Origin of the sequence: Microbacterium gubbeenense DSM 15944 (genome assembly GCF_000422745.1) — a bacterium.
Classification (GTDB): Bacteria; Actinomycetota; Actinomycetes; order Actinomycetales; family Microbacteriaceae; genus Microbacterium; species Microbacterium gubbeenense.
Map to the genome: position 1 here is coordinate 19,455 of NZ_AUGQ01000014.1, position 26,351 is coordinate 45,805.

The window sequence follows — 26,351 nt, forward strand, 5'->3', positions numbered from 1 at the left end:
CGCTAGGTATCACTCACCCTGTGCGTGTCATTCTCGGATCCCCGGCGGCGGTCTGCCGCCGGGAGCTCGGGGGCGCCGGCGAGGCGCGCATAGGCGCGGACGACCGGCGCGATCAGCGCGTCGTTGAAGTCGTAGCGCGGGCTGTGGCACGAGTGCGGGTCGCCCGCGCCGACGAGGGCGAACGCTCCAGGCACCTCGGCCAGGTAATAGCTGAAGTCCTCCGACGCCATCACCGGAATCGGGATGTCGGCCGAGGCATCCGTGCCGCCGAACGCGTCGATGACGGCGGGCACGAGGGCCGCGCGCAGCTCCGCCGCCTCGGCCGGATGGTTGACGGTGGCCGCGTAGCGGTTCGTGCTCGTCATTGCGGCGCTGACGCCGTGCGCGCGAGCGGTCGACTCGGCGATGTCGCCGATCATCGCGAAGACCTCGTCGCGGAGAGCGGTATCGGGAACGCGGATGCTTCCCCCGAGCCTGGCGGTCGCCGGGGTGACGGTGCTGCCGCTCGGGGCGTCGATCCAAGTGACGGCGACGACGACGGGCGTCTGCGGCGGGAGGCGGCGCGCGACCAACTGCTGCAGCGCGACCGTGATCGCGGCGGCGGCGAGAACCGGATCCCTCGTCGCCTCGGGCTGGCTCGCGTGCCCGCCGACGCCCGAGACCCCGACCTCGAAGGTGCCGTTCGCCGACATCACGGGGCCATCGGGGCAGGCGATCCGCCCGCGCCCGAGCGCGGGCCAGTTGTGCCACCCGAACACGACGTCGACGCCGTCGAGGGCGCCGTCATCGATCATGCCCTTCGCCCCGTGGCCGCCCTCCTCTGCGGGCTGGAACAGGAGAGTGACCGGGCCGGGAAGGTCGTCCTCGTGCGCCGCAAGCCATCGCGCGGTGGCGAGCAGCGTCGCCGTGTGCCCGTCGTGCCCGCACGCGTGCATGACTCCCTCGTGCTCCGACGTCCACGGCGCGGTCGATTCCTCGGCGACGGGCATCGCGTCGATGTCGGCGCGCAGCGCGACGTGCCGCCCCGGCGCGGCGGGTGCCAACCGGGCGATGGTGCCGGTCGTCGCGCACGCGCGCCAGCGGATCCCCAGCGCGTCGAGTTCGGCGCGGACACGCGCGGCGGTCAGGTGCTCTTCCCAGGCGAGCTCCGGGATCCGGTGGAGGTCGCGACGCAGCACGGACGCAGATTCGAGGATGTTCTGCCAGGTGCCGACGTGGTCGGCGCCGATGACGCGTGCTGGTGCCAACTCGCCTCCGTTCCACTGAATCGCAGCGGTCGGTGCAACTTCTCCGTGTGGTCACCCTAGCCCGGGGCGCGGGTTTTGTCTGCCCCCGCGCGAGTCGAGTTTTCTGCTGTCAGCGGCCGAGGGCGCGGGCGAGCTTCGACGCCGAGGAGGCGGGGCGACCGCCGGAGGCCAGTGCCACCCGCTCGATGTCGGCGAAGAACGCGTCGATGTACTCGGGTGCGGCGGGGCCGAGTTCGATCTCCCACTCGCACCACTCGCGGTCGACGCCGCTGCGCAGGTCGCTCGCGCGCACGCGGTCGTTCACGAACTCGGCGATCACCCGGCCGTCGGCGTCGAGCAGGTCGTACGCGGTGCGGTCGTTGACGATGCGCGCAAGCGGCGCGAGCGGATCCGTCGTCCACTCCGCGAGCTCATCCGTCAGCTCCGCGGGGATCTCGTCGCTGAGCGGCCAGCCGATCTCGAGCCGTCCGCCGTTCACGAGCGGGCCCTTGATGTGCCATCCCGCGTCGGGGCCGCCCACCCGGCGGCGCACCGCGACGCCGAACTTCGCGAGCCGCATGTCCGCCGTGTCGAGATACCCCGCGTCGAGGTGCCGTTCCTCCCCCGCCGAGACGCGCGCGACGCCCGCGACCCCGGTCCAGTCGGGCACCGGCGTTCCGGCGTCGACGTCGAACTTCTTCTCGATCTCCACGGAGCGCTCAGGGGCCATAGCCACTCATCCTAATCGGGCGGATCCTACGATGCGGCGGCGCGCTCGGCTTCCTTTTCGCGCGCGACCTGGTCGGCATCGCGCGCGGCGGCAAGCGCCTCCTCCGCGACGCGCACGTTGCGCTCGGCCGACCGAACGACCCGCTGCGTCAGCGTCTCCGCGCCGTGGCGCTCGGCGACGCGGTTGCGCTTCTCCTCGATCGTCACCACGATGTACGAGCACGCGATCAGCACGACCTGCGCCGACAGATTGAACCAGAGCAGCAGCGCGATGAGCGAGGCGAAACCGACCAGCAGGGGGTTGTTGTCGGCGCCGCCGAGGAACAGCCCGGATGCCTGTTGCAGGACCACCAGGCCCGCGCCGCCGATGAGCGACCCGGGAATGAGCTCTCCGAACGTGGGCTTCGCGCCCGCCATCAGCCAGAACAGCCACGCGACGATCACGGCGTCGAGAATGAAGGTGACGAGCACCGTGCCGATGCGGGTGAGGACCTCGGCGGTGTTGTTGTCGGCGCTGCCCAGCCATTCGAGCACCGTGTCGACGAACGCCGAGCCGAGGAAGGTCACGACGGCCGAGGCGATCACGAGCACGCCGATCGACAGCGCGAAGATCAGGTCGAACGCGCGCATGATGAGCGCGTTCGATTCGTCGTGGCGGGTGCCGGCGATCGAGCGGATCGACATGCGCACGTTGCCGACGCCGCCGAGCAGCGCCCACACCAGCGCGATGATGGAGATCACCGGGGCCGCAACGCTCGAGGTGATGTCCGGCAGGTTCGAGACGTCGATCAGGGCCCCGTCGCCGCCCAGGCCGACCAGCCCCGGCACGACGCCGTCGACGGTCTCGACGAGCGCCTCCCACAGGTCGCTGCGCGTCGACAACCAGATCGACGCGACCGAGAACCCGAGGAACACCGCCGCGAAGACCGCGAACAGCATGCGGAACGTGATCGCCGCGGACAGCAGCCCGCCGCGGCTGTCGGTGTAGAGCAATAACGCGCGCACGACGCGCAGCTGCAGGGCCCACCTCACGGCGGCCTGGTAACCACGAATGAGCTTTCCCATGCAGGCAACGTTACGTGACGCACAGCCCGAGCACAGCGCCGAGCACCATGCATGGCCCGAACGGAATGTGAGTGTCGCGCGTTCCTCGACCGGTCGCCAGCACGCCGATCGCCCACGCGCCGCCGACCACGAACGCGAGCGCCGCGCCGGCGACGAACGCGGGCCACCCGTCCCAGGCGAGAACGAGCCCGATCGGCACGGCGAGCTTCACATCTCCCCCGCCGAGCCCGCCGCGGCTCGCGGCCCACAGCGCAAGGTACGCGGATCCGAGGATCGCCCCGCCCGCGACCGCACGGACGAGAGCGGCCGCGGATCCGTCGAAAGCCGCGGCCGCGACGCACGCCGCGAGAAGGCACGCCGTCGCCGGGGCGAGGATGCGATTCGGCAGGCGGTGCTCGCGGATATCGATGTGCGCGAGCCACGCGCCCACGCCGCAGAAGCCCAGTTGGGCGACGATCATCAGGGCGTCAGGCACGCGCCCCACGATAGAGAGATCGCGCGGGGTCGACTTTGTGCCTGTGGATGACGCGCGTCTTACAGCGCGACGACGACCTTTCCGGAGACCCTGCCGTCGCGGGCGACCGCGAAGGCGCGGGCCGCGTCGGCGATCGGGAACTCGTGGGTGATGACGGCCTCGACGTCGTCTCGGCGCGCGAGCACCTCAACGGCCGCGTCGACCTCATCACGGAAGCGGAATGTTCCGATGAGGGTGACTTCCTTCGAGATGATCGGCGCGAGGTTCACCGGGCGCGGTTCGTTCGGAACCATGCCCACCTGAACGATCGTGCCGCGCTTTCGCACCGCGACACCGGCCGACGAGATCGCCACGGGCGCGCCCGAGCATTCGAAGACGACATCGAATTCCTCGCGCGGCATGTCATCGACGCCCACGCGGATCGTGCGGTCGGCGCCGAGCGCACTCGCCCGTTCGAGCGTCTCGGGCAGCACATCGCTCACCGTGACGTGGGCGGCGCCGCGCTCCTGCGCCGCGACGATCGCCAGCAGCCCGATCGGGCCCGCGCCCGACACGAGCACGCGGGCGCCCGTGAGATCCCCGACCCGCGCCGCGGCGTGCAGCGCGACCCCGAGCGGCTCGGCGAGCGACGCGCGCCGGATGCTCAGCTCATCCGGGAGCATCCGGACCATGTCCGACTCGACGATCATGTACTCGCTCATCGCGCCCTGGGTGTGCGGCCAGGTCGACGCGCTGCCGAGGTAAGAGCCGCCCGCCCAGAGGTGCGGTTCGTCCTCGATGCCCGCCGAGGGGGCGCCGAAGCGCGCGGGGTGCACCGTCACCGGCGTGCCGGCCGCGAAGCGTCCCGACGGATCGAGGTCGACCCGGCCCGACAGCTCGTGGCCGGGAATGAGCGGCTCGCGAACCGCGTACTCGCCGTTGGCGCCCTCGAAGTAGTAGTGCAGGTCGGATCCGCAGATTCCGACGAAGTCGACGCGCAGCCGCACCTGGCCCTCGCCGGGCTGCGGAACGTCGACCTCGCGCACCTCGAGCACGTCCTTCGCGTCGATGAACGCCGCGCGCATCGTGTCAGCCACGGTCACACCACCGCCGTCATGCCGCCGTCGACGAAGATGTTCTGGCCCGAGACGAAGCTCGACGCGTCCGAGGCGAGATACAGCAGCGTTCCCCACAGCTCCTTGAAGTCGCCCCAGCGCTGCGCGGGCGTGCGATTGATCAGCCACGAGTTGAACGCCTCGTCCTCGACGAGCGCCTTGTTCATCTCGGTCGCGAAATAGCCGGGCGAGATGGCGTTGACCTGCACGTTGGAGCGCGCGAGGTCGGCGGCCATGCCCTTGGTCAGCATGACGATGCCGCCCTTCGTGGCCGAGTACGGTGCGATCGTCTGGCGCGCGAGCTGCGACTGCACGGATCCGATGTTGATGACCTTGCCGGACCCGCGCTCGGCCATGCCGGGCGTCACGAATCGCGACACGTAGAAGGCGCTCGAGAGGTTGCTCGCGACGATGGAATCCCAATCCGACACGGCGAACTCGGTGAACGGCGCGCGGCGCTGGAGCCCCGCGTTGTTCACGAGAATGTCGGGCACGCCGTGCTCGGCGACGATGCCGGATACCGCCGATTCGACGGCGGCCGCATCGGTGACGTCGAACGCGACGGCGGCGGCGTCCGCGCCCGTGGCCTCCGTGATCGCGGCGCGCGTCTCGGCGAGCGCCGCCTCATCGCGTCCGTGCAGAACGACCCGCGCGCCGCCCTGGGCCAGGGCGAGGGCGAGCGAGCGGCCGAGGCCGCGCGACGAGCCCGTGACGAGAGCGAGCTTGCCCGTCACATCGAAGAGATCGTGCATCAGGAATCTGCCTTTCTGCAGGAGAGTCGTGTCTCGAAGCGGTCCGAATCATTCGGCGCGAGACGGCAGATGATCCTATCTCAACACATGTAGGAGAACGATGCGAGAGGTCGCCCGCCGGGTAGGCATACTGACTCAGTCACCGAGGCGATTGCGTGAGCGCATGGCGCGTTCGGCCTCGCGCTTGTCCTGGCGCTCGCGCAGCGTTTGGCGCTTGTCGAACTCGGTCTTGCCCTTGGCAAGGCCGATCTCGACCTTCGCGCGGCCGTCGACGAAGTAGAGCTTGAGCGGCACGAGCGTATATCCGCCGACCGCGACCTTGTGCCCGAGCTTCGTGATCTCTTCCTTGTGCAGCAGCAGCTTGCGCTGGCGCTTGGCGGCGTGGTTGGTCCACGTGCCCTGCGAGTACTGCGGAATGTTCACCTGGTCGATCCAGGCCTCGCCCTTGTCGATGAACGCGTAACCGTCGGTGAGGTTCGCGTGGCCCGCGCGTAGCGACTTCACCTCGGTGCCGCTCAGAACGAGACCGGCCTCATAGGTCTTCTCGATCGTGTACTGGTGTCGTGCGCGGCGGTTGACCGCCACGACCTTCTCGCCCTTCTCACGAGGCATGCGCGCACCTCCTTCGCTTACGGACGCTGCAGCCCTCTAGTCTATGCCAGAGATCAAGCGCGCAACCAGCGGCGAATCGCCGCGCCCGCGGAGATCGCAGCCATCAGCACGCCGAGCACGACGATCAGCGGCACCACGTACCAGGCATCGGCGAGCGTGATCCACGGGATCGCACCGGCCTCGCCGGCAAGATAGCCCTCCACGCCCACGCCCACACCCACGAGTACCGCGGCACTCGCGAGCGCGGCCCCGATGAATGCCGCGATGATGCCCTCGAGCACGAACGGCGTCTGGATCGTGCCGTTCGAGGCGCCGACGAGGCGCATGATGCCCACCTCGCGGCGGCGGGCGAACGCCGACAGCCGGATCGTCGTCGAGATCAGCAGCACGGCCGAGATCAGCATGAGCACGGCCACGCCCACGGCGATGTAGGTCGCAATGGTCAGGGTCGTGAACAGCGGATCGAGGTACTCGAGCTGGTCGGTGATCTCCTCGACGCCCGCGACGCCGTTGAACGCCTCGCGAATCACGTCGGTCTGATCGGGGTTGATGAGGTTGATGTGGAAGATCGCGCTCGTCTGCTCGACCGTGATGAGGCCGGACAGCTCGTCATCGAAGCTCTCGACGAACGCGTCGTACGCCTCCTGCTGCGATTCGTAGCTCCACTCATCGATCAGCGGCGCGAGCGTGGATCCGTCGAGCTGGTCCTGAACCGACGCGATCTGCTCTTCGGTCGCCGTGCCGTCGACGCAGGTGTCGCCGTCGGAGATCGACGAGCACATGTACACATCGACCTGCGCCCGGTCCTGGAAGTACGAGTTCGTCTTCTGGATCTGCGCCTGCATCAGCAGCGCAGCACCGACGAAGGTGAGGGACACGAAGGTCACGAGGATGACGGAGATGACCATGGACGCGTTGCGACGCAGCCCCTGGAATGCCTCCGACAGGATGAGGGAGAGATTCACGAGGTCGGCCCCACTTCGTCGTCACGCGAATCTTCGAGCCCGAGCCGATCGGCCATGCCGAGCTCGTCGACCTCGACGTCCACCTGCGGCAGAGCCGCGCGTTCCGGCTCGTCGACGGCCTCGGGCTCGACGGCCTCGGGCTCGTCCTCCTGATCAGGCTGAACGGCCGGGAGCATTCCGGTGAGCGTCTCGCGCTGCACCTCCTGCGCCGCGGTGAGCGCGGCCAGCGCGGCAGCCCCGCGCTCGGCCTCGGGGCGCAGCGTGTGAACGGCCGACGTGTCGCCGTAGGATCCGCGCACGTCGTCACGAATCAGCACGCCCTCGCGCAGCTCGATCACGCGGCGCTGCATCTGGTCGACGAATCCGGCCTCGTGCGTGGCCATCACGACCGTCGTTCCGGCGGCGTTGATCGCCTCGAGAACGCGCATGACCTCGACCGACGTGGTCGGGTCGAGGTTTCCGGTCGGCTCGTCGGCCAGCACGATCGCGGGCCGGTTGACGATGGCCCGGGCGATCGCGATGCGCTGCTGCTCGCCGCCCGACAGCTCGTGCGGCATGCGCTTGCCCATCGACTCGAGCCCGACGCGCTCGAGCGCCTCGGGAACGGCCGACTTGATGAAGGCGCGCGAGCGGCCGATGACCTTGAGCGCGAACGAGATGTTCTGCGAGACGGTCTTGGTCGGCAGCAGCCGGAAGTCCTGGAACACGGTGCCGATGTTGCGCCGGAAATACGGCGCCCGCCTGTCGCTCAGCGTGCGGGTGTCGCGCCCGAGCACGAGCACGCGCCCGTCGGACGGGGTGTCCTCGCGCATCATGAGTCGCAGGCACGACGACTTCCCGGAGCCCGATGCGCCGACGAGGAACACGAATTCGCCGCGCTCCACCTCGAAGTCGATGCCATCGAGCGCGGGGCGTTTGGTGCCGCGATAGCGCTTCGTCACTTTTTCGAACCGGATCATGTCCCCTCGACAGTACGCGCGGCTCCTCGCGCGCGACGCGAGCGACACCCGGGCGCCGCGCGACGCATATCAGTTTCAGAGGATGACTCCCCGGGCACCGCCCCAGAACCCGTGGGATCCGCCGCCGTGGTGCAGAATTGGGCCATGAGCCACTCTTCACTGGACACGTCCGACGATCCGCGCGCGCTCCGCAGTCGCCGTCGTATGTCCGAGGCGCTCATCCGCATGCTGCGCCGCGAGGATCTCGCGAGCATCGGCGTCGCCGAGCTGTGCCGCGAAGCGGGAGTGCACCGAACCACCTTCTACGGCCACTTCGACAGCGTCGGAGATCTCGCTGCCGAGGTGTTCGCGTCGATCATCGACGACGCGAGCGCCGTCACGCCGCCGCACGGCCGGCCGATCGAAGACGTGTCCGGGGCGTATCTCGACGCCACAGTCGCGATCATCGAGGCCGTCGCGCGCGACCGCCGCGCGATCCGCACGCTGCTCGAATCCGACGTGTCCCACGCGTTCCGGGCGCACATGCGCGACCAGTTCATCCGTCGCGCCGACACGGCGATCGGCGTGATGCGCGACAACGGCATCGTGGTCCCCGACAACACCGACGTCAGCGCGGCGTACATCGCGGGCGGCATGGTCAGCACGATCGAGCTCTGGGCGAGCAGCGACAGCGACGACACGCAGGCCTACGCGCGGTCCATGTTCGAGAACATGCCCGCGTGGTGGCCGCTGCCCGGTTGATCCCGCCTACTGCACCGACCGCACGTAGAGGTCGCGCGCGAGCTGATCGCGCCGCTCGATGACGATGCGGCGCAACGACGCTGGCGCGTCGAGGTTCTGCTCGAGCCACCCGTCGACGAGGTCGAGCGACTCGGTCTGCGGGAACAGTCCCCCGACGAGGCGCCGCGCGATCTCGATGGACCGGTTCTCCCACGCGCCGCGGATCCGCGCGAAGTAGTCGGCGTCGAACGACGCGGTGAGGTCGCGCCGTCCGCCGGCGCGGAAGCCCTCGATGGTCGCGCTCAGGTGGTCGTTCGTCAGGCTGAGGTCGTTCCACGCCTGATCCCATGCCTCGCGACGCACCTCCGCGTCGGGGCGGGCGGCCAGCGCGGCGCGGTGCTCGGTGCGGCCCGACATCGTGTCGTCACGGCCCTTCTCCTCGTCGATCTCGGCCGCCGAGAGATCTCCGGCCGTCGCGAGCGCGCGCACCCAGATCCAGCGCAGGTCGGCGTCGAGCGAGAGGCCATCGGGCGCGGGTCGCTCCCCCGCAAGGATCCCGCGGATCTCGCCAGCGCGCCCGTTCGCGTACGCGGCGGCGGATCCGACCTGGCGCGCCCACGCCAGCTGGGCGCCGCTTCCGACCTCCGCGCCCTCGAGCCCCTCCCAGACCGTCGCCAGCCACATCGCGCGCGCGTCCTCGCGATCGGCGTCCGCAACGAAGTGGTTGATCGTGAAGGCCGCGTTCGCGAGCGTTCCCGCGAGGATCCCGACGTTGCGCTCGGCGGGCGCGTGCCGGCGGACGATCTCGAGGTACCGCACGGCGGACAGCTTGCCGTCGCGCGTCGCGTTCCAGAGCGCCGACCAGACGAGCCCTCGCGTGAGCGCGTCGTCGATCGTCGACAGCGCCCGCTCGACCGCCTTCAGCGAGCGCGCGTCGAGCCGCACCTTCGCGTACGTCAGGTCACCGTCGTTGATCAGGGCGAGGTCGGCGTCCGGAAGCTCGACGGGCGTGCGCTCGTCGACGATGTCGACGTCGATGCCGCAGGATCGCACGAGGGAACCGTCCTCCAGCGCATACAGACCGACGCGCAGACGGTGCGGGCGCGGATCCGTCTGCACGAGCGTCGCGCGCTCGTCGTCGAGGGTGAGCGTCGACATGCCCGTCGTCTCGAGCCAGGCCGTCGACCAGGCCCGCACGTCGCGGCCCGAGGCCGCCTCGAGGGCGACGATGAGGTCGTCGAGCGTGGTGTTGCCGAACTCGTGGTCGCGGAAGTACGCGCGGGCCCCGGCGAAGAACGCGTCTTCGCCGACGAACGCCACGAGCTGCTTGAGCACCGAGGCGCCCTTGGCGTACGTGATGCCGTCGAAGTTGAGCTTCGCCGCCTCGAGGTCGGGGATGTCGGCGACGATCGGGTGCGTGGTGGGCAGCTGATCCTGCTCGTACGCCCAGGCCTTGCGGCGGTTGGCGAACGACGCCCACGCGTCGGTGAACCGCGTCGCTGCGACCGAGGCGTGCGCCCCCATGTAGTCGGCGAACGACTCCTTGAGCCAGAGGTCGGCCCACCACGTCATCGTGACGAGGTCGCCGAACCACATGTGCGCCATCTCGTGCAGGATCGTGTTGGCCCGGCCCTCGCGCTGCGCGTCGGTCGCGGCGCCGCGGAACACGTAGCTCTCGGTGAATGTCACGAGCCCCGGGTTCTCCATCGCGCCGAGGTTGTACTCGGGCACGAAGATCTGGTCGTACTTGCCCCACGGATAGGGGTAGTCGAACGCCTCCGAGAAGAAGTCGAGCCCCTGACGCGTGATCTCGAAGATCTCGACCGCGTCGAGGTGCTCCGCGAGCGAGGCTCGGCAGAACGCCCCGAGCTCGACGCGCTCGTCGCCGCGCGCCCACTCCGAGGCCACCCGGTGATAGGGGCCGGCGGCGACCGAGGTGATGTACGACGAGATCGGCAGCGTGGCCGCGAACTCGACGGTCTGCGTCGCTCCCCCGCCGACCTGCGTGAGAGGGCGCTGGTTGCTCAGCACGTGCCACCCGGTGGGCGCGGTGACGACGAAGGTGTACGCGGCCTTCATGTCGGGCTGCTCGAAGCAGGCCATCACGCGGCGCGAGTCGGACGGCTCGTACTGCGTGTAGAGATAGGTGCGGCCGTCGACCGGATCCGTGAACCGGTGCATGCCCTCGCCCGACCGGCTGTAGGCGCCGACCGCCTCGATGACGATCTCGTTCTGGGCCGCAAGCCCCGTGACCTCGATCCGCGCGCCGTCCCACAGGATCGGCTGCTCGGCGCCGTTGACCGTGACGCGGTCGACCGATTCTCCGATGAAGTCGATCCACGTCTTGTCGGTGGTCGCGTCGAACCGCAGCGTCGACGTCGTGAGGAAGCCCGACTGCTCGAGGTCGGGTGCCGACGACACGTCGAGGTCGACACGGATCGACGCGAGGCTCACGGCGGCGGATCGCGCTGCCGTCTCTTCGCGGGTCAGATTGGCGGCGAGGTTGGTGCTCATTCCACCATCGTAGGCACCGACGCCCGCGCGATCGTTGCTAGACGGCGGCGTGCGCGGCGTCGAACGCGTGGAACACGCGGTCGGCGTACAGCAGCGGGTTCCCGGCGACGCCGGGCTCGGCCGAGTGGATCTGCGCGACCACGAGCACGGATCCGCCGACCGACACGGTATCGATGATCGATCCGGTGAGGCGGTTGCGCACGCCCGCGAGGCGCGGCGAGCCGTCTTCGTCGAACGTCCATCCCTGGTCGTCGGCGTAGCGGTTGCCGCCCGACGTCGCGAACTCGGTCGCGGTCGCCGCATGCTCGGGCGTGAGGAAGTGGATCTGCAGGTTGTCGGCCCGGAGCAGCGCACCGGCGGTGCCCGTCGCGCGCGTCACGGAGAACGACACGGCGGGCGGATCGATCGCGACCGACGACACGCTCGACGCCGTAAGCCCCACGGGCCCCGTGGGCGTGTTCGCAGTGATGAGGGTCACCGCGGCGGGGTGATCACGGAACACATTCTTGAAGCGGTCGACCAGACCATCATCGGAGGACGTCATGATCCGACGGTATCGCTGACCGACGCCGACGCAGATTTGTGTGTCGTTCGGTTTCAGAACCCCGCGGTTCAGCCCGTGATCCCGTTGTCCGAGAGCCACGCAGCCGCGATGTCGCCCGGCGATTCCTCGTCCACCTGACTCGAGACGTTGAGCGCGACGAGTGCCTCCGGCGTGAGCTTCTCGCTCACCGCGTCAATGACGGGGGCGAGCTCCTCCGCCCGATCGGCGTTCGCGATCGGCACGACGTTCGAGGCGAGGATCAGCGACTCGGGGTCGTCGAGCACGACGAGATCCTCCGTCTGAATGCGCGGATCCGCAGTGAAGACGTTCGCGACGTCGATCGTTCCGGCGAGCAGATCCTCCACCGTCGTGTCTCCCGTCCCCGAGAACTCGACGTCGATGTCGTAGACGCTCTTCAGGCCGTCGGGCCCGTACGGGCGCTCCGCCAGCTCCGGAGGCCCGCCGAGCGTGAGCTGATCCGAGATGTCAGCGAGGTCGGCGATCGAGGACAGGCCGTGCTCGTCGGCGAACTCGCGGGTGACGGTGTAGGAATCCTGGTCTGTCGCCGTCGCCTGCTCGAGCGCTGTCAGCCCGTCGGGCAGTGCTCCCTCGAGCTCGGCGTACACGTCGTCGGATGACCGGGCCGTCGTTTCGGCGTCGTAGAACTGCAGCAGGTTGCCGGAGTACTCGGGGAATAGCGTGATCGCGCCGCTCTCGAGCTGCGGCATGTACGCGTCGCGCTGGCCGATGTTGAACAGCTTCTCAACGTCGAATCCCTCGGCCTCGAGCGCCTGCGCGTAGATCTCGGCGATGGTCTCGTTCGAGTAGTAAGCCTGGGATCCGACGACGACGGCGCCGCCCGATTCTTGTTCTTCTTCGGGCGTCGCGAGCGGATCTTCCGACGCGCAGCCCGCGAGAGCCGCGGCGGCGAGCGCCGTGGTGACGATCGCGCCGGCGCGGAAGGTTCGGGTGGAGAGCATGAGGGTCTTCTCTCTGTCAGGATGTGGACGCAGCGGCCGGAGTTCGGTCGCCCCGCGTGGTGGTCGGGGATTCGGTTCGGAGCCCGCGCGGCAGCGCGCGGCGTTGAGCGAGGCCGAGGATCGCGTCGACGGCGAGTGCGAGCAGCGCCACGAGGATCGCGCCGCCGAGGATCATGTCGTAGCGGCGCAGGGCGAGTCCGGTGATGATGGGCAGGCCGAGCCCGCCGAGGTTCACGTAAGCGGCGATCGTGACGGTCGCGACCACCTGCAGCGCGGCCGAGCGGACGCCGCCGACCAGCAGAGGCAGCCCGAGCGGCAGCTCGACGCGCAGAAAAATCTGCCATTCGGACATGCCGACAGCGCGCGCCGCGTCTATCGTCGCTCGGTCGATCGCCTCGATCCCCGAGTAGGCGCCGGCCAAGAGCGCTGGGATCGCGAGGATCACGAAGGTCACGACTGCCGCCTCTGGCTTGTGCAGCACGCCGAACAGCAGCACGAGCAGGATCAGCAGACCGAAGGAGGGAACCGCACGCGCCGCCCCGGAGATCGCCACGGCGATCTCGCGACCGCGCCCGGTGTGCCCAATGGCCCACCCCGCCGGCAGCGCGATGACGGACGCCACGAACACCGAGAGGATCGTCCACCCGAGGTGCTGGAGCATCAGCAGGTGGAGGGCGCCGTCGCCGGTCCACTGCTCGGACGACGTCAGCCACGCGAACGCGTCGGCCACGAGGTTCATACCGCGACGGCCTTCCGCCCGCGGCCCCGGCGCGGCTCATGATCCCACGGCAGCATGGCGCGCTTGGCCACCACGAGCAGCGCGTCAATGATGAGCGCGATGAGGGCGACGACGATCAGGCCCGCGAGCACCTCGGCGATGATGCGGCGCTGCAGCCCGTTCGTGAACAGGTAGCCGAGGTTGCTGACTCCCACGAGGATCCCGACGGTGGCGAGCGAGATCGTGCTGACGGCGGCGACGCGCAGCCCGGCGAGGATGACCGGGCCCGCGAGCGGCAGGTCGACGGCCCAGAACCGGTGCGTGTCGTTGTACCCGACGGCGGTGGCCGACTGCCGGACGGCCGGATCCACCGAGTCGAGCCCGTCGGTGACGGCGCGCACCATGATCGCGACGGTGTAGATCGTCAGGGCGATGATGAGGTTCACCTCGCTCGTCGCGGGGAACCCGGCAAGGATCGGCAGGATCAGCAGCAGCGCGAGCGACGGGATCGTGTAGAGCAGGCCCGTGATCGTCAAGAGGATCGCGCGGGCGCGCGTGTATCGCCACGCGACCCAGCCGAGCGGCAGGGATACGACGAATCCGCACACGATCGCGATGAGGCTCTGCCGCAGGTGGTCGAGTGCGAGCGAGCCGATGAGCGGCAGGTTGTCGAGCGCCCACCCCATGTCAGGGTCCGCCCTCGATCAATGTGCCCTGCGTGCGGCCCTCGGGGTCGACGAGCACGGGGCCGTTGGGCGTCTGCTTGATGCGCAAGGCGCGCTTGCCGCGCTCCGCGCCGATGAAGGCACGAACGAAGTCGTCGGCCGGGTTCTCGATGATCTCGCTCGGAGATCCCACCTGCAGCGTGCGCCCGCCGGCGGCGAGGATCACGACCTGGTCACCGAGGAGGAACGCCTCGTCGATGTCGTGGGTGACGAAGATGACGGTCTTATCGAGCTCGGTCTGCAGGCGGATCAGCTCCTGCTGGAGTTCGGCGCGAACGATCGGGTCGACGGCACCGAACGGCTCGTCCATGAGAAGGATGTTCGGATCCGCGGCCAGGCCGCGCGCGACGCCGACGCGCTGCTGCTGCCCGCCCGAGAGCTGCCGCGGATAGCGATCGGCCATTCGCGTGTCGAGGCCCACCGTGTCCATGAGCTCGAGCGCGCGGTCGCGGGCGGCGCGGCGCGTCTCGCCGAGGAGGCGCGGCACCGTGGCGATGTTGTCGGCGACAGTGAGGTGCGGCAGGAGACCGGCGTTCTGCATGACGTATCCGATGCGGCGCCGGAGCGCGACAGGCGGAACGGCCGCGACGTCGTCGCCGTCGATCGAGACCGTGCCCGAGGTCGGTTCGAGCATGCGGTTGACCATGCGCAGCAGAGTCGTCTTGCCGCTGCCGGAGGATCCGACGAGCACGGTCGTCTTGCGCGAGGGCGCGACGAGCGAGAAGTTGGTCACCGCGGCGGTGCCGTCGGGGAAGTTCTTGGAGACGTCGCGGAACTCGATCATGTCGCGGGGTGCTCCTCACTGCATTGATCGTGTGGTCGGGTTCAGTTCGAAGCCTATGCCCGCGACGCCCGCGGGGGTATCTTCATTCTCACCCGGCGCGATCCGCCTGAGCCCCATTGCACGAAGGAAGGTCGCATGATGCCATCCCCCGACTACGACCTGATCGTCATCGGCGGCGGTCCCGTGGGCGAGAACGTCGCCGACTACGCCACCAAGGGCGGCCTCCGCACCGCCCTGATCGAATCCGAGCTCGTCGGCGGCGAGTGCTCGTACTGGGCCTGCATGCCGTCGAAGGCCCTCCTGCGCAGCGGCAGCGCACTGCGCGCCGCGCGGCGCGTGCCGGGCGCGCGCGAGGCGATCACAGGAGGCCTCGACGTCGACGCGGTCTTCGCCCGCCGCAACTCGTTCACGAGCGACTGGGACGACCACGGCCAGGAGGAATGGGTCGCCTCCGCCGGCATCGACCTGCTCCGCGGCCACGGCCGCCTCGTCGAGCCGGGCCAGGTCGAGGTCGCCGGGCGCGTCTATTCGGCGCGCGCCGTCGCGATCGCGACCGGATCCGTGCCCGTCGCCCCGAAGATCCCCGGGCTCGCCGAGGCGAAGGCCTGGGGCACGCGCGAGGCGACCTCGGCCGACCACGTGCCGCCGCGCCTGATCGTGCTCGGCGGCGGGGTCGCCGGCACCGAGATGGCATTCGCATTCTCGTCGTTCGGGTCTCACGTCACGGTGCTCGCCCGGCACGGCCTTCTCGGGAACGAAGAGCCCTTCGTCGGCGAACGGATCGCGGATGCGCTCACTGCCGAGGGCGTCGACGTGCGCCGCAGCACTGAAACCTCGCGCGTCGAACGCGGCGCCGATGGGCTCGTCACCGTGACGCTCTCGGACGGCGAGACAATCGTCGCCGAGGAGATCCTCGTGGCGACCGGGCGCCGACCGGCGACCGACGATCTCGGCCTCGACAAGGTCGGCGTCGAGCTGACCGTCGATGACACGATGCTCGTGACCGGTACCGACTGGCTCTACGCGGTCGGCGACGTCAACGGACGCGCGCTGCTCACCCACCAGGGCAAGTACCAGGCGCGCGCGGCCGGATCCGTGATCGCGGCCCGGCTGAACGGGGATCCGGTCGCCGACGGGCCGTGGGAGCGACACTCCGCCACAGCCGACCACGCGGCCGTTCCGCGCGTGGTGTTCTCGGATCCTGAGGTCGCCGCCGTCGGCCTGACCGAAGCGGGCGCGCGCGAGACGGGCCGCTCCGTGCGCACGGTGGAGTTCGATCTCGGCGCTATCGCCGGATCGAGCCTGCACGCCGACGGGTACCAGGGGCTCGCGAAGCTCGTCGTCGATGACGATCGCCGCGTCATCCTCGGGGCGACGTTCGTCGGGCAGGACGCGTCAGAGCTCGTGCACGCGGCGACGATCGCGATCGTCGGGGACATGCCGATCGACCGGCTCTGGCATGCGGTTCCTGCGTACCCGACGATCAGCGAGGTCTGGCTGCGACTGCTCGAGTCCTACGAGTGAGCGCGGGGGCCGGTAGGTTTTAGTCATGACCTCTCCTGTCGACCCCACCCAGACATCCGCCTGGAACGAGCTCCTCGAGCTCGGCGACGGCTTCTCCCCCGACCTTCGCGCGTGGTTCGATGACGACCCGGACCGCGCCGAGCGCCTCAGCCTCTCGCTCGCCGACCTGCACGTCGACCTGTCGAAGAACCTCGTGACCGACGACATCGTGGCCTCGCTCGTGCGCCTCGCCGAGCAGACCGGCGTCGCCGAGCGCTATGCCGCGATGGTCGCGGGCGAGCACATCAACACCACCGAGGATCGCGCGGTGCTGCACACGGCGCTGCGCCGCCCCGCGGGATCCCCGCTGACCGTCGACGGCCAGGACATCGACGCCGACGTGCAGGAGGTGCTCGCGCGCATCGAGCAGTTCGCGAACCGGGTGCGCTCGGGCGAGTGGACCGGCGCGACCGGCAAGCGCGTCACGCACATCGTCAACATCGGCATCGGCGGCAGCGACCTCGGGCCGGTCATGGTCTACGAAGCGCTCGCGCCGTACGCCGATGCCGGGATCCAGGCGCGGTTCATCTCGAACATCGACCCCACCGATCTCGCGCAGAAGACGGCCGACCTCGACCCCGAGACGACGCTGTTCATCGTCGCGTCGAAGACCTTCACCACGCTTGAGACGCTCACCAACGCGCGCCTCGCGCGGGAGTGGCTGTGGCAGGGGCTCGGACTCACGGGCGAGGACGCGAAGAAGAGCGCGGTCTCGCAGCACTTCATCGCGCTGTCGACCGCGCTCGACCTCGTCGCCGACTTCGGCATCGACCCGGCCAACGCGTTCGGGTTCTGGAACTGGGTCGGCGGTCGCTACTCGGTCGACTCGGCGATCGGCACGTCGCTCGCGATCGCCCTCGGTCCCGACGTGTTCCGCGAGTTCCTGGGCGGCTTCCACACCGTCGACGAGCACGTGCGCACGACGCCGCTGGCCGAGAACGTTCCCGTCCTGATGGGCCTGCTCAACGTCTGGTACAACAACTTCCTCGGCGCGCAGTCGCACGCCGTGCTGCCGTACGCGCAGCAGCTGCACCGGTTCCCCGCGTACCTGCAGCAGCTCACGATGGAGTCGAACGGCAAGTCGGTGCGGTGGGACGGTTCGCCCGTCACGACCGACACGGGAGAGGTGTTCTGGGGCGAGCCCGGCACCAATGGCCAGCACGCGTTCTATCAGCTGATCCACCAGGGCACGCGCCTGATCCCCGCCGACTTCATCGCGTTCGCGAACCCCGCCTACCCGCTCGAGGACGGCGGTCGCGATGTGCACGGCCTGTTCCTCGCGAACTTCCTCGCGCAGACGAAAGCCCTCGCGTTCGGAAAGACGGCCGAAGAGGTCGAGGCCGAGGGCACGACCGGGCCGCTCGTGGCCGCCCGCACGTTCGACGGCAACCGCCCGACGACGTCGATCTTCGCCCCCGCGCTGACGCCGGCCGTGCTCGGCCAGCTCATCGCGCTGTACGAGCACATCACCTTCACGCAGGGCGTGATCTGGGGCATCAACTCGTTCGACCAGTGGGGCGTCGAGCTCGGCAAGCAGCTCGCGCTGCAGATCGCCCCGGCGATCGAGGGCGACGAAGACGCGATCTCGACGCAGGACGCGTCGACGCGATCCCTTCTCGCGTACTACGCCGCCCATCGCAAGTAGGCACCGGTTCGGGAGTGCCCGGTGGTCGTTCTGGCACCTCATAACGGCCACCGGGCACTCCGGAGATCGGGAATAGATCTCCACGAGTCGACGTTGAGCTCGGCATGACACGTATCGCCGTTATCGGTGGCACCGGCTATGCCGGACGCCACATCATCTCTGCCGCCGCCAGCCAGGGGCACGCTGTGACCTCGTTCAGCCGCAGCGAGCCGCTCGAACCGGTCGACGGAGCCGAGTACCGCACCGCCGACGTCACGAACTCCGAGGTCGCGACCGCGATCGCCGAGGAGTTCGACGTCATCGTCTCGACCCTCGCGCCGCGCGGCGACATGGCGGGCCGCGTGCGCCCCGCCACCGCCGAGCTCGCCTCCGCGGCGGCCGCGCACGGAACGCGCCTGGGTGTGATCGGCGGCGCCGGATCGCTTCTCGCGTACGAGGGAGGCCCGAGGGTCATCGACACCGACGGCTTCCCCGACGCGATCAAGCCGGAGGCCAGCGAGGCCGGCGACGTGCTCGACGACCTGCGCGCATCCGACGAATCGCTCGACTGGTTCTTCATCAGCCCCGCCGGCGGCTTCGGATCCTTCGCTCCCGGCGAGGAGACCGGCAGCTACCGCGTGGGCGGCGAGATCCTGCTCGTCGACGACGAGGGCGCGTCGTTCATCTCGGGCGCAGACTTCGGCCGCGCAGTCGCCGACGAGATCACGACCCCGCGGCACCGCCGCGCCCGGTTCACCGTCGCCTACTGACGTCCCGGAGGGCCTGGTGGTCGTTCTGGCGCATCAGCGGCGCCCCGATGAACGGCCGTTCGAGGTACCTTCGCCGCATGCGCGACCGCGTGATCCCGGCGACCATCGCGGCGCCGACGGAGAAATGTGCCCCAAGAATTTCGGGCAACGCCGTCGGTTTCTTCGTCATCGCGTTCCCGCGTGCCTCGTTGTCGTTGTCGGTGCGGATCTCGGCCGTCCGCTTCCAAGCGGACCCCCTCGACAGATCCCCTCGGGACGAGGCAGTGTAGGGATCACACGGCAACGCTCGACGAAAGGATGACCTCATGACACACCTCACCGGAAAACGAGTTGCATTCCTCGCGACCGATGGCTTCGAAGACAGCGAGCTGACGAGCCCGTGGGAGGCCGTGCAATCGGCCGGCGCTGCGGCCGTGATGGTCGCACCGCTGCAGGGCGATGTCACCGGCAAGAACGGCCACATCCAGTCAGTGGACGTACGGGCATCCGAGGCGTCGGCAGGCCAGTTCGACGCGCTCGTTCTCCCCGGCGGCGTCGTCAACGCCGATCACATCCGGCTCGATCAAGACGCGGTGGCTTTCGCACGAGACTTCTTCGCGCAGGGCAAGCCCGTCGGGGTGATCTGCCACGGCGCGTGGATCCTCACGGAAGCGGACGTTCTCGAGGGGCGCACGCTCACGAGCTACCCGAGCCTTGCAACCGACCTGCGCAATGCCGGGGCGGTGTGGGTCGATGAAGAAGTCGTCGTCGATGAGGGCCTCGTCTCCAGTCGCACGCCCGACGATCTGCCCGCATTCTGCGCGAAGGTCGTCGAAGAGATCGCCGAGGGCCCGCACAGCGGACAGACGGCGTGAAAGGACAGGACGATGACAACGATCACCGATCCCCGTACCAAGCACCTCCGCGGCCCCCTTCCCCAGGACGATGGCACGCAGCCAGGGCTCACGGAAGAGACCGCGCCACGCCCCGATCACGGCGAAGATTCCTATCAGGGGTCTGAACGGCTGGCCGGACGCCGCGCGCTCATCAGCGGCGGCGATTCCGGCATCGGCCGCGCTGTCGCGATTGCGTTCGCGCGCGAGGGCGCCGATGTCGCGATCAGCTATCTGCCGGAGGAGCAGGAGGACGCCGAGAGCACCGCGGCGCTCGTCGAGCAGGCTGGGCGTACCGCCGTGCTGCTGCCGGGAGATCTCACGGACGAAGCGACGGCGCGCGCGAGCGTGGCCCAGGCCCATGAGTCATTGGGCGGTCTGGATCTGCTCGTGCTGAACGCCGCCTATCAGAAGCAGCGCGAGAACGATGCAGACATCTCCACGGAGGAATTCGATCGTGTCATGCGCACGAACCTCTACGCCCCGTTCTGGATGGTGCGCGAAGCACTGCCCCTCATGCCCGCCGGCAGCTCGGTCATCGTGACGACCTCGATCCAGGGGTTCTCCCCGTCGCCCGCGCTGCTCGACTACGCGATGACGAAGGCCGCTCTGGTCGCCTTCGTGCAGGCCCTCGCCTCCCAGCAGGGTCCCGAGGGCATCCGCGTCAATGGGGTCGCGCCGGGGCCGATCTGGACGCCTTTGATCCCGGCCACGGGCTGGCCTGAAAACGTGCCGAAGTTCGGCTCGGGGAGCCCGCTCGGGCGCCCGGGGCAGCCGGCGGAGCTCGCCGGGGCATACGTGTATCTCGCCTCGGAAGACGCGTCGTACACATCGGGAACGATCCTCGCCGTCACCGGCGGCGAGCACCTCTGAGAGGAGAACGACCATGACCGATGAACAGGGCACCGAAACGCATGCGGCGTGGGGCGCGGGCAATCCGCACCTCATCGTCGCTTCAGACGAGGATCGCCACACTTTCTCGCTCACGTTGGATGAGGTGACGATCGGCTCCGCCGCGGGCAGCGTGCTGAGGCTTCCGGACATCGACGCGCTGCATGCGACGATCGTGCACGACGAGCGCGACGAATACGTTCTCACGCTGCACGGCGAGGGCGAGATGAACGCCAACCCCCACGCGGCCGGGACACACCCGGGCGAGCGCAGCGAGACCCTTCGCACCGGCGCGTCGTTCACGGCCGGTCCGTGGCGATTAGTGTTCCAACGCGAAGAGTTCGCCGACCACGGTCGGCCATTCGGCGGCCGTCAGGGAGGCGAGTTCTCGGACCAGCCGCCGCAGCGTCGCCGGCCGGACTACACCGCGGATCCGAGCGGATCCGAACGCCCCGACGGCGTCGAGGTCGACGAGCACTGACGCGCGAGGCTGTCAGCAGGAAACACGTTCGGCGCGGGGTCCGCAGTTGCGGACCCCGCGCCGAACGTGTCCCGCGAGACGGATCAGTCGACCTGCTCGCGCTGCGTCTCGATGAACTCGACGTCGTCTCGGGACAGGGCGACATCGGGTGGGACTTCCTCGCCCGTGATCGCCGTGATCTCATCGCGCACTGTGTCCGATAGCGATGTTCCGCGCGCCTCGATGAGCTCGTGCTTCGCGTCGATCGACAGCTTGGGCCACCACGTGTGGATATCGAGCATGATCTTCCCTCCGTCGGTGTTGCGGCAAGCGCGCATCCGCACGCCGGATCCTGCCCTTCCAGGCTATGCGGTCCGCGAGCGGGCGTCACGACATGACCGTCAACAGTGCCTAGGTGGTCGATAGGTACACAGCCGTCGCCTCGGCGCGGCTCGAGACACCGAGTTTGCGATAGAGGTTCGCGACGTGGAACTTCACGGTGTTCTCGCTGATCGAGAGCCTCTCGGCGATGTCACGGTTTCGCGACCCGTCGGCGAGGAGCGCGAGCACCTCGCCCTCGCGCGCGCCGAGCGACGAGCCGGGAGGTGCGGATCCCCTCGCCTGCGGCGGATCGAGTGGGATCGCGATACTCATCTCCGTTCCCCACCCGTCAGTCGCCTCGACGCTGATCCGCCCACGCAGCGCGACCACGCGGTCTTCTATGAGCCGCAGCTGGCTCGATCTGTGGGTCGTTGATCCGTCGCCGTCGTCGCGCATGTCGATGAGGAGGTTCGTGCCGTCGCAGTCCCACTGCGTGCGCACCCGCGAGACGGTGGCGTCGTCGATCATGGCGAGGATCGCCCCGCGCACCACGGCTCTGGCTCCGTACGCCACCTCGCCCGGGAGCGGCCTGCCGTCGACGGGCGGCTCGACGAACTGAACATCGATGTCACGGAACCGCATCAGCGGACGGAGGTCGTCGCGCAACCTCTCGAAGGCGGTCGTGACGGGCTCTTCATCGATCGTGCGTGCGTGATCGCTCGCGGTGCGAAGATGCACGAGTCCCTCGGCCGCGAGCACGGTTGCCTGTTGCCGTGCCGCACGATCGTCGAGGTTCGGTGATCGCAGCGACGCCAGCACGGTCTCGAGCGTCGTGGAGTACTCGGCGCTCAGCTCGACAAGCGCTTCCATGCGCTCGGCCGACGTGTACCGCTCGCGCCGCAGGTATCCGGGAGAAGCCGCCTCGGCGACATCCCGCACGATACGCGACCGCACCGCGCTGTCACCGTCGTTGGTCATGCCCCGACCCTACCCATCCGATCGGGTAGGCGAAACGGCCCGACCGGGTGATTCACCCACCCGCCCAGACCGAGGAGACTCAGTCGTAGCGGCAACGAGGCCGCAGAACGGGAGGGCGAGATGCCGGGAAACAGAGCGGTTGCCTATAAGGGTCCGGGTGAGGTCGAAGTACTCGACACCCCTTACCCCGAGTTCGAGCTGAGGGATGGTCCGGGCGTCAACCCCGCCAACGTCGGCCGAAAAGTTCCGCACGGCGCGATCCTGCGCACCGTCGCGACGAACATCTGCGGATCCGATCAGCACATGGTGCGCGGACGCACGACGGCTCCAGCCGGACTCGTGCTCGGCCACGAGATCACGGGAGAGGTGGTCGAGGTCGGCCCGGGCGTCGAGTTCATCAAGGTCGGCGATATCGTCTCGGTGCCATTCAACATCGCGTGCGGGCGGTGCAAGAACTGCAAGGAGGGCAAGACCGGCATCTGCCTCAACGTGAACCCCGAGCGGCCGGGGTCGGCGTACGGCTACGTCGACATGGGCGGGTGGATCGGCGGCCAGGCCGAGTATGTGCTCGTGCCGTACGCCGATTGGAACCTGCTGAAGTTTCCCGATCGCGATCAGGCCCTCGAGAAGATCCTCGACCTCACGATGCTGTCGGACATCTTCCCGACCGGCTTCCACGGTGCGGTCACGGCGGGCGTGGGCCCCGGATCCACCGTGTACATCGCGGGTGCCGGCCCCGTCGGCATCGCCGCGGCCGTCGGCGCGCAGCTGCTGGGCGCCGCCTGCGTCATCGTGGGCGATCTCAACGCCGAACGCCTCGCGCAGGCGACGTCGATCGGTTGCGAGACGGTCGATGTATCGAAGGGAGATCCGCGCGATCAGATCGCGGAGATCCTCGGCACACCGGAGGTGGATGCGGGCGTCGATGCCGTCGGATTCGAGGCGCGCGGCCACGGCGCCGACGCGAGCCAGGAGGCGCCCGCGACGGTACTGAACTCGCTCATGGACGTCACGGCGGCCGGAGGCGCCCTCGGCATTCCCGGCCTGTACGTCACGGGTGATCCGGGCGGCGTGGACGAGGCGGCGAAGACCGGATCGCTGTCGCTGCGACTCGGACTCGGCTGGGCCAAGTCGCTGTCTCTGACGACCGGCCAGTGCCCCGTCATGAAGTACAACCACCGCCTCATGCAGGCGATCTTGAACGACAAGGTGCAGATCGGTAAAGCCGTGAACGCCACCCCGATCTCGCTGGAGGATGCCCCGCGCGGTTACGCCGAGTTCGACGGCGGCGCGGCGAAGAAGTACGTGCTCAACCCCAACGGATACCTCTGAGGAGAATCATGACTGTGAATCTGGAAACCGCACGCCGCATCATCGCAGCCGGCGAGCAGAAGGCTGACGAGATCGGCCAGCCGATGAACATCGCCGTCGTTGACGCGGGCGGTAATCTCGTCGCTCACGTGCGCCAGGACGGCGCGTGGATCGGCAGCATCGAGATCTCGATCTCGAAGGCTTGGACCTCGCGCGCGTTCGACATCACCACGAAGGACCTCGGCGAGAACTCTCAGCCGACGCAGCAGTTCTTCGGCATCCACACGACCAACGCGCACGGGCGCGGCGTCGCCATCTTCGCGGGCGGCGTGCCGCTCACCGTCGACGGCACCGTCGTCGGCGCGGTCGGCGTCAGTGGTGGGCTGGGCGAACAGGATCAGGCGGTCGCCGAGGCAGCCGCCGCCGCGCTGTAGCGATGCGCGAGCGTCGCCCCGTCGAGTGGATCGCGGGGCGGCGCTCGCTCACTGCCGCCGCGCCAAGAGCGCGTGCGCGAGCGGCAGCACCGACGCGACCATGAGGGTCACCCCGAGCGCCTCGACCGGTGCGTAGAGAACAGCACCCGCGACCGCGAGGCCGGCAAACATCACGGCCGAGATCGTGCGGCGCAGGGCGGCCTCGAGCTTCGACAGCCGGCGCTCGACCTGCGGAGACGACACCGTGAGGGTGCCGCGCTCGGCCTTCTGCAGCACCGAATCGACGCGCCTCGGCAGGCGCCACGCGATCTTCACGTTCTCGAGCGCCTCCCCCGCGAGATCGCGGGCGAAGCCCGCTCCCTCGTCGCGCACGAGCTTCTCGGCGTAGGGCTCGACCGAGTCCCAGACGTTGAAGGTGGGATCCAGGCTCATCGCGACGCCCGACGTCAGCGACGCCGCACGGATCAGGAGCAGGAAGTTCTCCGGCAGTTGCACCGGCAGGGTGCGCACAACGTCGCCGAACTCGTCGGCGAACGCCTTGTACTCCCGCGGGTCCACGTCGCGCAGCTCCGCGAAGCCTTTACCTCCGAAACGATCGAACAGCGCTGAGAGGGCGCGCTCGAGCTCGTTCGTGTCCGCCGACGGCAACAGCACGCCGATGTCGCGGGCGGCCTCGACGAGGCCCGCGCCATCGCGGGATCCCATCGCGATCACGAGGCGACGAAGCCCTCGGCGCAGCGATGCCGGTACCTCGCCCATCATCCCGAAGTCGATGAAGGTGAGGCACCAGGATCCGCCGGCGCGGGGCGTGACGAAGATGTTGCCGGGGTGGGGGTCGGCGTGGAAGAGGCCATCGCCGAATACCTGATCGAACATCACCGCTGCGAACACGGGCGCGACTTCCGTCGGGTCGATGCCGGCCGCGCGGAGGCCATCGGTGTCGCTGATCTTGATCGCGGAAACATCCTCGAGGGTGAGCACGCGGCGCGTGGACCGCTCCCACGCGATCCCGGGCACCGCGACGCGCTCGTCGCCCGCGAAGGCATCGGCGAAGCGTTCGCTCGACGCGGCCTCGTGCAGGTAGTCGATCTCGTCGTGACAGACTCCGGCGAACTCGTCGACGAGGGCGGGTGCGTCGACGCGGTCGGAGATCAGGCGCACTCGGCTCAACCAGCGCGCCACCTTCCGCAGCGCCGCAAGGTCGGTCTCGACGATCTGATCGATTCCGGGTCGCTGCACCTTGACGATCACGTCGGCAAACCCTGCATCAATCGCCAGCTCTGGCGCGAGCCGCGCGCGGTGCGCCTGCCCCAGCGAGGCCGCCGCGACCGGATCCGCGTCAAAGCGCGCGAACGCCGCCTCGAGCGAGGCGCCGAGCTCACCCTCCGCCACGGCGCGGATCGCGCCGAACGGCTCGGGCGGAACCTCGTCCTGCAGCCCGGCAAGCTCGCTCGTGAGCTCGGGCGGCAGCACGTCGAGCCGCGACGACATGAACTGCCCGACCTTGATCATGAGGCCGCGCAGCTCGAGCGCCATGCTGCGGAATCCGCGGGCGAACCGCGTCAGCCGCCGGGTGCGACCCCGCGCCGCCAGCCGGGCGAGCCCGATCTTCGGCAGCGCGAGCTCGAACCACCACTGGATCGCGAGCTCGCGCGCGGCGAAGCGCAGGATCCGCCGGTAGCGGGCGCGGTCGGCGCGGGCCATCCGTGTCAGCCCTGGGCGAGGATCGCGTAGATCCGACGGCGCGCGTCGGCGAGCACCTCGATTGCCTCGTCGGTCTGTGCGGCGGATCCGGTGTGCATCACCTGGCTGACCGCGTGCGCGAGCTCGACGCCCGCCTTGGGCAACGCCTGGAACGAGCCGCCGCGCTCGTGCTCCGACCAGGGCGCCGCCGCCGATTCCGCCTCGACGCGCCCCTCGTCCGTGAGCACGTAGGTCTTGCGCGCGTTCGATTCCTCGACGCGCACGAGCCCCTCATCGGCGATCTGCTGCAGGGTCGGATACACCGATCCGGCGCTCGGCTTCCAGGCTCCCGCGCTGCGCTCTTCGATCTCGCGGATGATCTGGTAGCCGTGCATCGGCTCCTCCGCGAGAAGCACAAGGATCGCCGCGCGCACGTCACCGCGCGACTTGCGCGGTCCCTGCGTGCGACGGTCGAAGGATCCGCGGATCTGATCCATCATCTGCCAGAGCGACTCGGCAGGGTTCGGTGAGAATGTACTGCTCATGAGAACCTCCATTGCGGGTGAACGATACTCAACGATA

The 26,351-nt window shown here is 69.2% G+C and carries 28 protein-coding genes; 9 read left to right on the plus strand and 19 right to left on the minus strand.

Annotated features, from left to right (window positions below; all coding sequences use genetic code 11):
• Nucleotides 1-2 precede the first annotated feature (2 nt).
• The 9 genes from doeB2 to ftsE all read right to left on the minus strand — a co-directional run bounded on the left by doeB2 (nucleotide 3) and on the right by ftsE (nucleotide 7,877).
• Entirely contained in the window at nucleotides 3-1,247 is a 1,245-nt protein-coding gene (gene doeB2, locus G510_RS0109195; RefSeq protein WP_211219172.1) for a N(2)-acetyl-L-2,4-diaminobutanoate deacetylase DoeB2, read from the minus strand.
• Between the two features lie 109 nt (nucleotides 1,248-1,356).
• Nucleotides 1,357-1,956 (minus strand): CYTH domain-containing protein, encoded by a 600-nt coding sequence (locus G510_RS0109200; protein WP_036322647.1) that lies wholly within the window; start codon nucleotides 1,954-1,956, stop codon nucleotides 1,357-1,359.
• 26 nt (nucleotides 1,957-1,982) lie between these two features.
• Nucleotides 1,983-3,020, minus strand: a complete 1,038-nt coding sequence (locus G510_RS0109205; RefSeq protein ID WP_051216629.1) for a YihY/virulence factor BrkB family protein — start codon at nucleotides 3,018-3,020, stop codon at nucleotides 1,983-1,985.
• A 10-nt stretch (nucleotides 3,021-3,030) separates the two neighbouring features.
• On the minus strand, nucleotides 3,031-3,495 hold the full coding sequence (locus tag G510_RS0109210) for a prepilin peptidase (RefSeq protein WP_245563281.1): 465 nt from the start codon (nucleotides 3,493-3,495) through the stop codon (nucleotides 3,031-3,033).
• 59 nt (nucleotides 3,496-3,554) lie between these two features.
• Nucleotides 3,555-4,559 (minus strand): zinc-binding dehydrogenase, encoded by a 1,005-nt coding sequence (locus G510_RS0109215; protein ID WP_029153406.1) that lies wholly within the window; start codon nucleotides 4,557-4,559, stop codon nucleotides 3,555-3,557.
• A gap of 14 nt (nucleotides 4,560-4,573) precedes the next feature.
• Complete coding sequence (locus tag G510_RS0109220) at nucleotides 4,574-5,341, minus strand: SDR family oxidoreductase (RefSeq protein ID WP_029153407.1); 768 nt, start codon at nucleotides 5,339-5,341, stop codon at nucleotides 4,574-4,576.
• Nucleotides 5,342-5,476: 135 nt separating this feature from the next.
• Nucleotides 5,477-5,953, minus strand: a complete 477-nt coding sequence (gene smpB, locus G510_RS0109225) for an SsrA-binding protein SmpB (RefSeq protein ID WP_029153408.1) — start codon at nucleotides 5,951-5,953, stop codon at nucleotides 5,477-5,479.
• Nucleotides 5,954-6,006: 53 nt separating this feature from the next.
• Complete coding sequence (ftsX, locus tag G510_RS0109230; protein ID WP_029153409.1) at nucleotides 6,007-6,918, minus strand: permease-like cell division protein FtsX; 912 nt, start codon at nucleotides 6,916-6,918, stop codon at nucleotides 6,007-6,009.
• On the minus strand, nucleotides 6,915-7,877 hold the full coding sequence (ftsE, locus tag G510_RS0109235; protein ID WP_029153410.1) for a cell division ATP-binding protein FtsE: 963 nt from the start codon (nucleotides 7,875-7,877) through the stop codon (nucleotides 6,915-6,917). Before ftsE ends, ftsX begins: the two co-directional genes overlap by 4 nt.
• A 144-nt stretch (nucleotides 7,878-8,021) precedes the next feature.
• On the opposite strand from ftsE, the gene G510_RS0109240 reads away from it, so the two are divergent.
• Complete coding sequence (locus tag G510_RS0109240) at nucleotides 8,022-8,618, plus strand: TetR/AcrR family transcriptional regulator (protein WP_157560505.1); 597 nt, start codon at nucleotides 8,022-8,024, stop codon at nucleotides 8,616-8,618.
• 6 nt (nucleotides 8,619-8,624) lie between these two features.
• Here G510_RS0109240 and pepN read toward each other — a convergent pair whose 3' ends face one another.
• The 6 genes from pepN to G510_RS0109270 form a co-directional block, all read right to left on the minus strand.
• On the minus strand, nucleotides 8,625-11,111 hold the full coding sequence (gene pepN / locus G510_RS0109245) for an aminopeptidase N (RefSeq protein ID WP_029153412.1): 2,487 nt from the start codon (nucleotides 11,109-11,111) through the stop codon (nucleotides 8,625-8,627).
• A gap of 37 nt (nucleotides 11,112-11,148) precedes the next feature.
• A complete protein-coding gene (locus G510_RS0109250; protein ID WP_029153413.1) occupies nucleotides 11,149-11,655 on the minus strand; it encodes a flavin reductase family protein in 507 nt (168 codons plus the stop codon).
• 68 nt (nucleotides 11,656-11,723) lie between these two features.
• Nucleotides 11,724-12,635 carry an ABC transporter substrate-binding protein gene (locus G510_RS0109255; RefSeq protein ID WP_029153414.1) on the minus strand — a complete coding sequence of 304 codons (912 nt, stop codon included), beginning with the start codon at nucleotides 12,633-12,635 and terminating at the stop codon, nucleotides 11,724-11,726.
• Nucleotides 12,636-12,651: 16 nt separating this feature from the next.
• Complete coding sequence (locus G510_RS0109260) at nucleotides 12,652-13,374, minus strand: ABC transporter permease (protein WP_029153415.1); 723 nt, start codon at nucleotides 13,372-13,374, stop codon at nucleotides 12,652-12,654.
• Entirely contained in the window at nucleotides 13,371-14,039 is a 669-nt protein-coding gene (locus tag G510_RS0109265; protein WP_029153416.1) for an ABC transporter permease, read from the minus strand. The genes G510_RS0109260 and G510_RS0109265 overlap by 4 nt, the downstream gene beginning before the upstream one ends.
• A 1-nt stretch (nucleotide 14,040) precedes the next feature.
• Entirely contained in the window at nucleotides 14,041-14,862 is an 822-nt protein-coding gene (locus G510_RS0109270) for an ABC transporter ATP-binding protein (RefSeq protein ID WP_029153417.1), read from the minus strand.
• 138 nt (nucleotides 14,863-15,000) lie between these two features.
• Here G510_RS0109270 and G510_RS0109275 point away from each other — a divergent pair, with 138 nt between their 5' ends.
• From G510_RS0109275 to G510_RS16200, 6 genes are all read left to right on the plus strand, one after another.
• On the plus strand, nucleotides 15,001-16,386 hold the full coding sequence (locus tag G510_RS0109275) for a dihydrolipoyl dehydrogenase family protein (protein ID WP_029153418.1): 1,386 nt from the start codon (nucleotides 15,001-15,003) through the stop codon (nucleotides 16,384-16,386).
• A gap of 25 nt (nucleotides 16,387-16,411) precedes the next feature.
• A complete protein-coding gene (pgi, locus tag G510_RS0109280) occupies nucleotides 16,412-18,070 on the plus strand; it encodes a glucose-6-phosphate isomerase (RefSeq protein WP_029153419.1) in 1,659 nt (552 codons plus the stop codon).
• A 104-nt stretch (nucleotides 18,071-18,174) separates the two neighbouring features.
• The gene (locus G510_RS0109285; RefSeq protein WP_029153420.1) at nucleotides 18,175-18,819 is read left to right on the plus strand and encodes an NAD(P)-dependent oxidoreductase; all 645 of its coding nucleotides are present in this window, start codon (nucleotides 18,175-18,177) and stop codon (nucleotides 18,817-18,819) included.
• 305 nt (nucleotides 18,820-19,124) lie between these two features.
• On the plus strand, nucleotides 19,125-19,673 hold the full coding sequence (locus G510_RS0109295) for a type 1 glutamine amidotransferase domain-containing protein (protein WP_029153422.1): 549 nt from the start codon (nucleotides 19,125-19,127) through the stop codon (nucleotides 19,671-19,673).
• Between the two features lie 12 nt (nucleotides 19,674-19,685).
• Nucleotides 19,686-20,564 carry an SDR family oxidoreductase gene (locus tag G510_RS0109300; protein ID WP_029153423.1) on the plus strand — a complete coding sequence of 293 codons (879 nt, stop codon included), beginning with the start codon at nucleotides 19,686-19,688 and terminating at the stop codon, nucleotides 20,562-20,564.
• A gap of 13 nt (nucleotides 20,565-20,577) precedes the next feature.
• Complete coding sequence (locus tag G510_RS16200; RefSeq protein WP_036322653.1) at nucleotides 20,578-21,063, plus strand: FHA domain-containing protein; 486 nt, start codon at nucleotides 20,578-20,580, stop codon at nucleotides 21,061-21,063.
• Between the two features lie 83 nt (nucleotides 21,064-21,146).
• Here G510_RS16200 and G510_RS0109310 read toward each other — a convergent pair whose 3' ends face one another.
• Both G510_RS0109310 and G510_RS16205 read right to left on the minus strand, forming a co-directional pair.
• Nucleotides 21,147-21,344 (minus strand): hypothetical protein, encoded by a 198-nt coding sequence (locus G510_RS0109310; RefSeq protein ID WP_157560507.1) that lies wholly within the window; start codon nucleotides 21,342-21,344, stop codon nucleotides 21,147-21,149.
• Between the two features lie 109 nt (nucleotides 21,345-21,453).
• On the minus strand, nucleotides 21,454-22,341 hold the full coding sequence (locus G510_RS16205; RefSeq protein ID WP_051216630.1) for a helix-turn-helix transcriptional regulator: 888 nt from the start codon (nucleotides 22,339-22,341) through the stop codon (nucleotides 21,454-21,456).
• Nucleotides 22,342-22,461: 120 nt separating this feature from the next.
• Between G510_RS16205 and fdhA the strand changes: the two genes are divergently transcribed.
• Complete coding sequence (fdhA, locus tag G510_RS0109320; protein ID WP_029153425.1) at nucleotides 22,462-23,673, plus strand: formaldehyde dehydrogenase, glutathione-independent; 1,212 nt, start codon at nucleotides 22,462-22,464, stop codon at nucleotides 23,671-23,673.
• 8 nt (nucleotides 23,674-23,681) lie between these two features.
• Nucleotides 23,682-24,086 carry a GlcG/HbpS family heme-binding protein gene (locus G510_RS0109325; RefSeq protein WP_029153426.1) on the plus strand — a complete coding sequence of 135 codons (405 nt, stop codon included), beginning with the start codon at nucleotides 23,682-23,684 and terminating at the stop codon, nucleotides 24,084-24,086.
• 48 nt (nucleotides 24,087-24,134) lie between these two features.
• Here the strand turns inward: G510_RS0109325 and G510_RS0109330 are convergent, their stop codons facing one another.
• Nucleotides 24,135-25,790 (minus strand): ABC1 kinase family protein, encoded by a 1,656-nt coding sequence (locus G510_RS0109330; protein WP_051216631.1) that lies wholly within the window; start codon nucleotides 25,788-25,790, stop codon nucleotides 24,135-24,137.
• A gap of 5 nt (nucleotides 25,791-25,795) precedes the next feature.
• Nucleotides 25,796-26,314 (minus strand): PadR family transcriptional regulator, encoded by a 519-nt coding sequence (locus tag G510_RS0109335; RefSeq protein ID WP_029153428.1) that lies wholly within the window; start codon nucleotides 26,312-26,314, stop codon nucleotides 25,796-25,798.
• Nucleotides 26,315-26,351 lie beyond the last annotated feature (37 nt).

Coding starts and splice junctions, on each gene's coding strand:
- G510_RS0109200 (WP_036322647.1), bottom strand. CDS start 1,956: ATGGCCCCTGAGCGCTCCGTGGAGATCGAGAAGAAGTTCGACGTCGAC.
- G510_RS0109325 (WP_029153426.1), top strand. CDS start 23,682: ATGACTGTGAATCTGGAAACCGCACGCCGCATCATCGCAGCCGGCGAG.
- G510_RS0109220 (WP_029153407.1), bottom strand. CDS start 5,341: ATGCACGATCTCTTCGATGTGACGGGCAAGCTCGCTCTCGTCACGGGC.
- G510_RS0109285 (WP_029153420.1), top strand. CDS start 18,175: ATGACACGTATCGCCGTTATCGGTGGCACCGGCTATGCCGGACGCCAC.
- G510_RS0109240 (WP_157560505.1), top strand. CDS start 8,022: ATGAGCCACTCTTCACTGGACACGTCCGACGATCCGCGCGCGCTCCGC.
- G510_RS0109275 (WP_029153418.1), top strand. CDS start 15,001: ATGCCATCCCCCGACTACGACCTGATCGTCATCGGCGGCGGTCCCGTG.
- G510_RS0109250 (WP_029153413.1), bottom strand. CDS start 11,655: ATGACGTCCTCCGATGATGGTCTGGTCGACCGCTTCAAGAATGTGTTC.
- G510_RS0109295 (WP_029153422.1), top strand. CDS start 19,125: ATGACACACCTCACCGGAAAACGAGTTGCATTCCTCGCGACCGATGGC.
- G510_RS0109205 (WP_051216629.1), bottom strand. CDS start 3,020: ATGGGAAAGCTCATTCGTGGTTACCAGGCCGCCGTGAGGTGGGCCCTG.
- G510_RS0109300 (WP_029153423.1), top strand. CDS start 19,686: ATGACAACGATCACCGATCCCCGTACCAAGCACCTCCGCGGCCCCCTT.
- G510_RS0109270 (WP_029153417.1), bottom strand. CDS start 14,862: ATGATCGAGTTCCGCGACGTCTCCAAGAACTTCCCCGACGGCACCGCC.
- G510_RS0109330 (WP_051216631.1), bottom strand. CDS start 25,790: ATGGCCCGCGCCGACCGCGCCCGCTACCGGCGGATCCTGCGCTTCGCC.
- G510_RS0109260 (WP_029153415.1), bottom strand. CDS start 13,374: ATGAACCTCGTGGCCGACGCGTTCGCGTGGCTGACGTCGTCCGAGCAG.
- G510_RS0109215 (WP_029153406.1), bottom strand. CDS start 4,559: ATGCGCGCGGCGTTCATCGACGCGAAGGACGTGCTCGAGGTGCGCGAG.
- pgi (WP_029153419.1), top strand. CDS start 16,412: ATGACCTCTCCTGTCGACCCCACCCAGACATCCGCCTGGAACGAGCTC.
- pepN (WP_029153412.1), bottom strand. CDS start 11,111: ATGAGCACCAACCTCGCCGCCAATCTGACCCGCGAAGAGACGGCAGCG.
- smpB (WP_029153408.1), bottom strand. CDS start 5,953: ATGCCTCGTGAGAAGGGCGAGAAGGTCGTGGCGGTCAACCGCCGCGCA.
- ftsE (WP_029153410.1), bottom strand. CDS start 7,877: ATGATCCGGTTCGAAAAAGTGACGAAGCGCTATCGCGGCACCAAACGC.
- G510_RS0109335 (WP_029153428.1), bottom strand. CDS start 26,314: ATGAGCAGTACATTCTCACCGAACCCTGCCGAGTCGCTCTGGCAGATG.
- G510_RS16205 (WP_051216630.1), bottom strand. CDS start 22,341: ATGACCAACGACGGTGACAGCGCGGTGCGGTCGCGTATCGTGCGGGAT.
- fdhA (WP_029153425.1), top strand. CDS start 22,462: ATGCCGGGAAACAGAGCGGTTGCCTATAAGGGTCCGGGTGAGGTCGAA.
- G510_RS0109265 (WP_029153416.1), bottom strand. CDS start 14,039: ATGGGGTGGGCGCTCGACAACCTGCCGCTCATCGGCTCGCTCGCACTC.
- G510_RS16200 (WP_036322653.1), top strand. CDS start 20,578: ATGACCGATGAACAGGGCACCGAAACGCATGCGGCGTGGGGCGCGGGC.
- G510_RS0109310 (WP_157560507.1), bottom strand. CDS start 21,344: ATGCTCGATATCCACACGTGGTGGCCCAAGCTGTCGATCGACGCGAAG.
- G510_RS0109255 (WP_029153414.1), bottom strand. CDS start 12,635: ATGCTCTCCACCCGAACCTTCCGCGCCGGCGCGATCGTCACCACGGCG.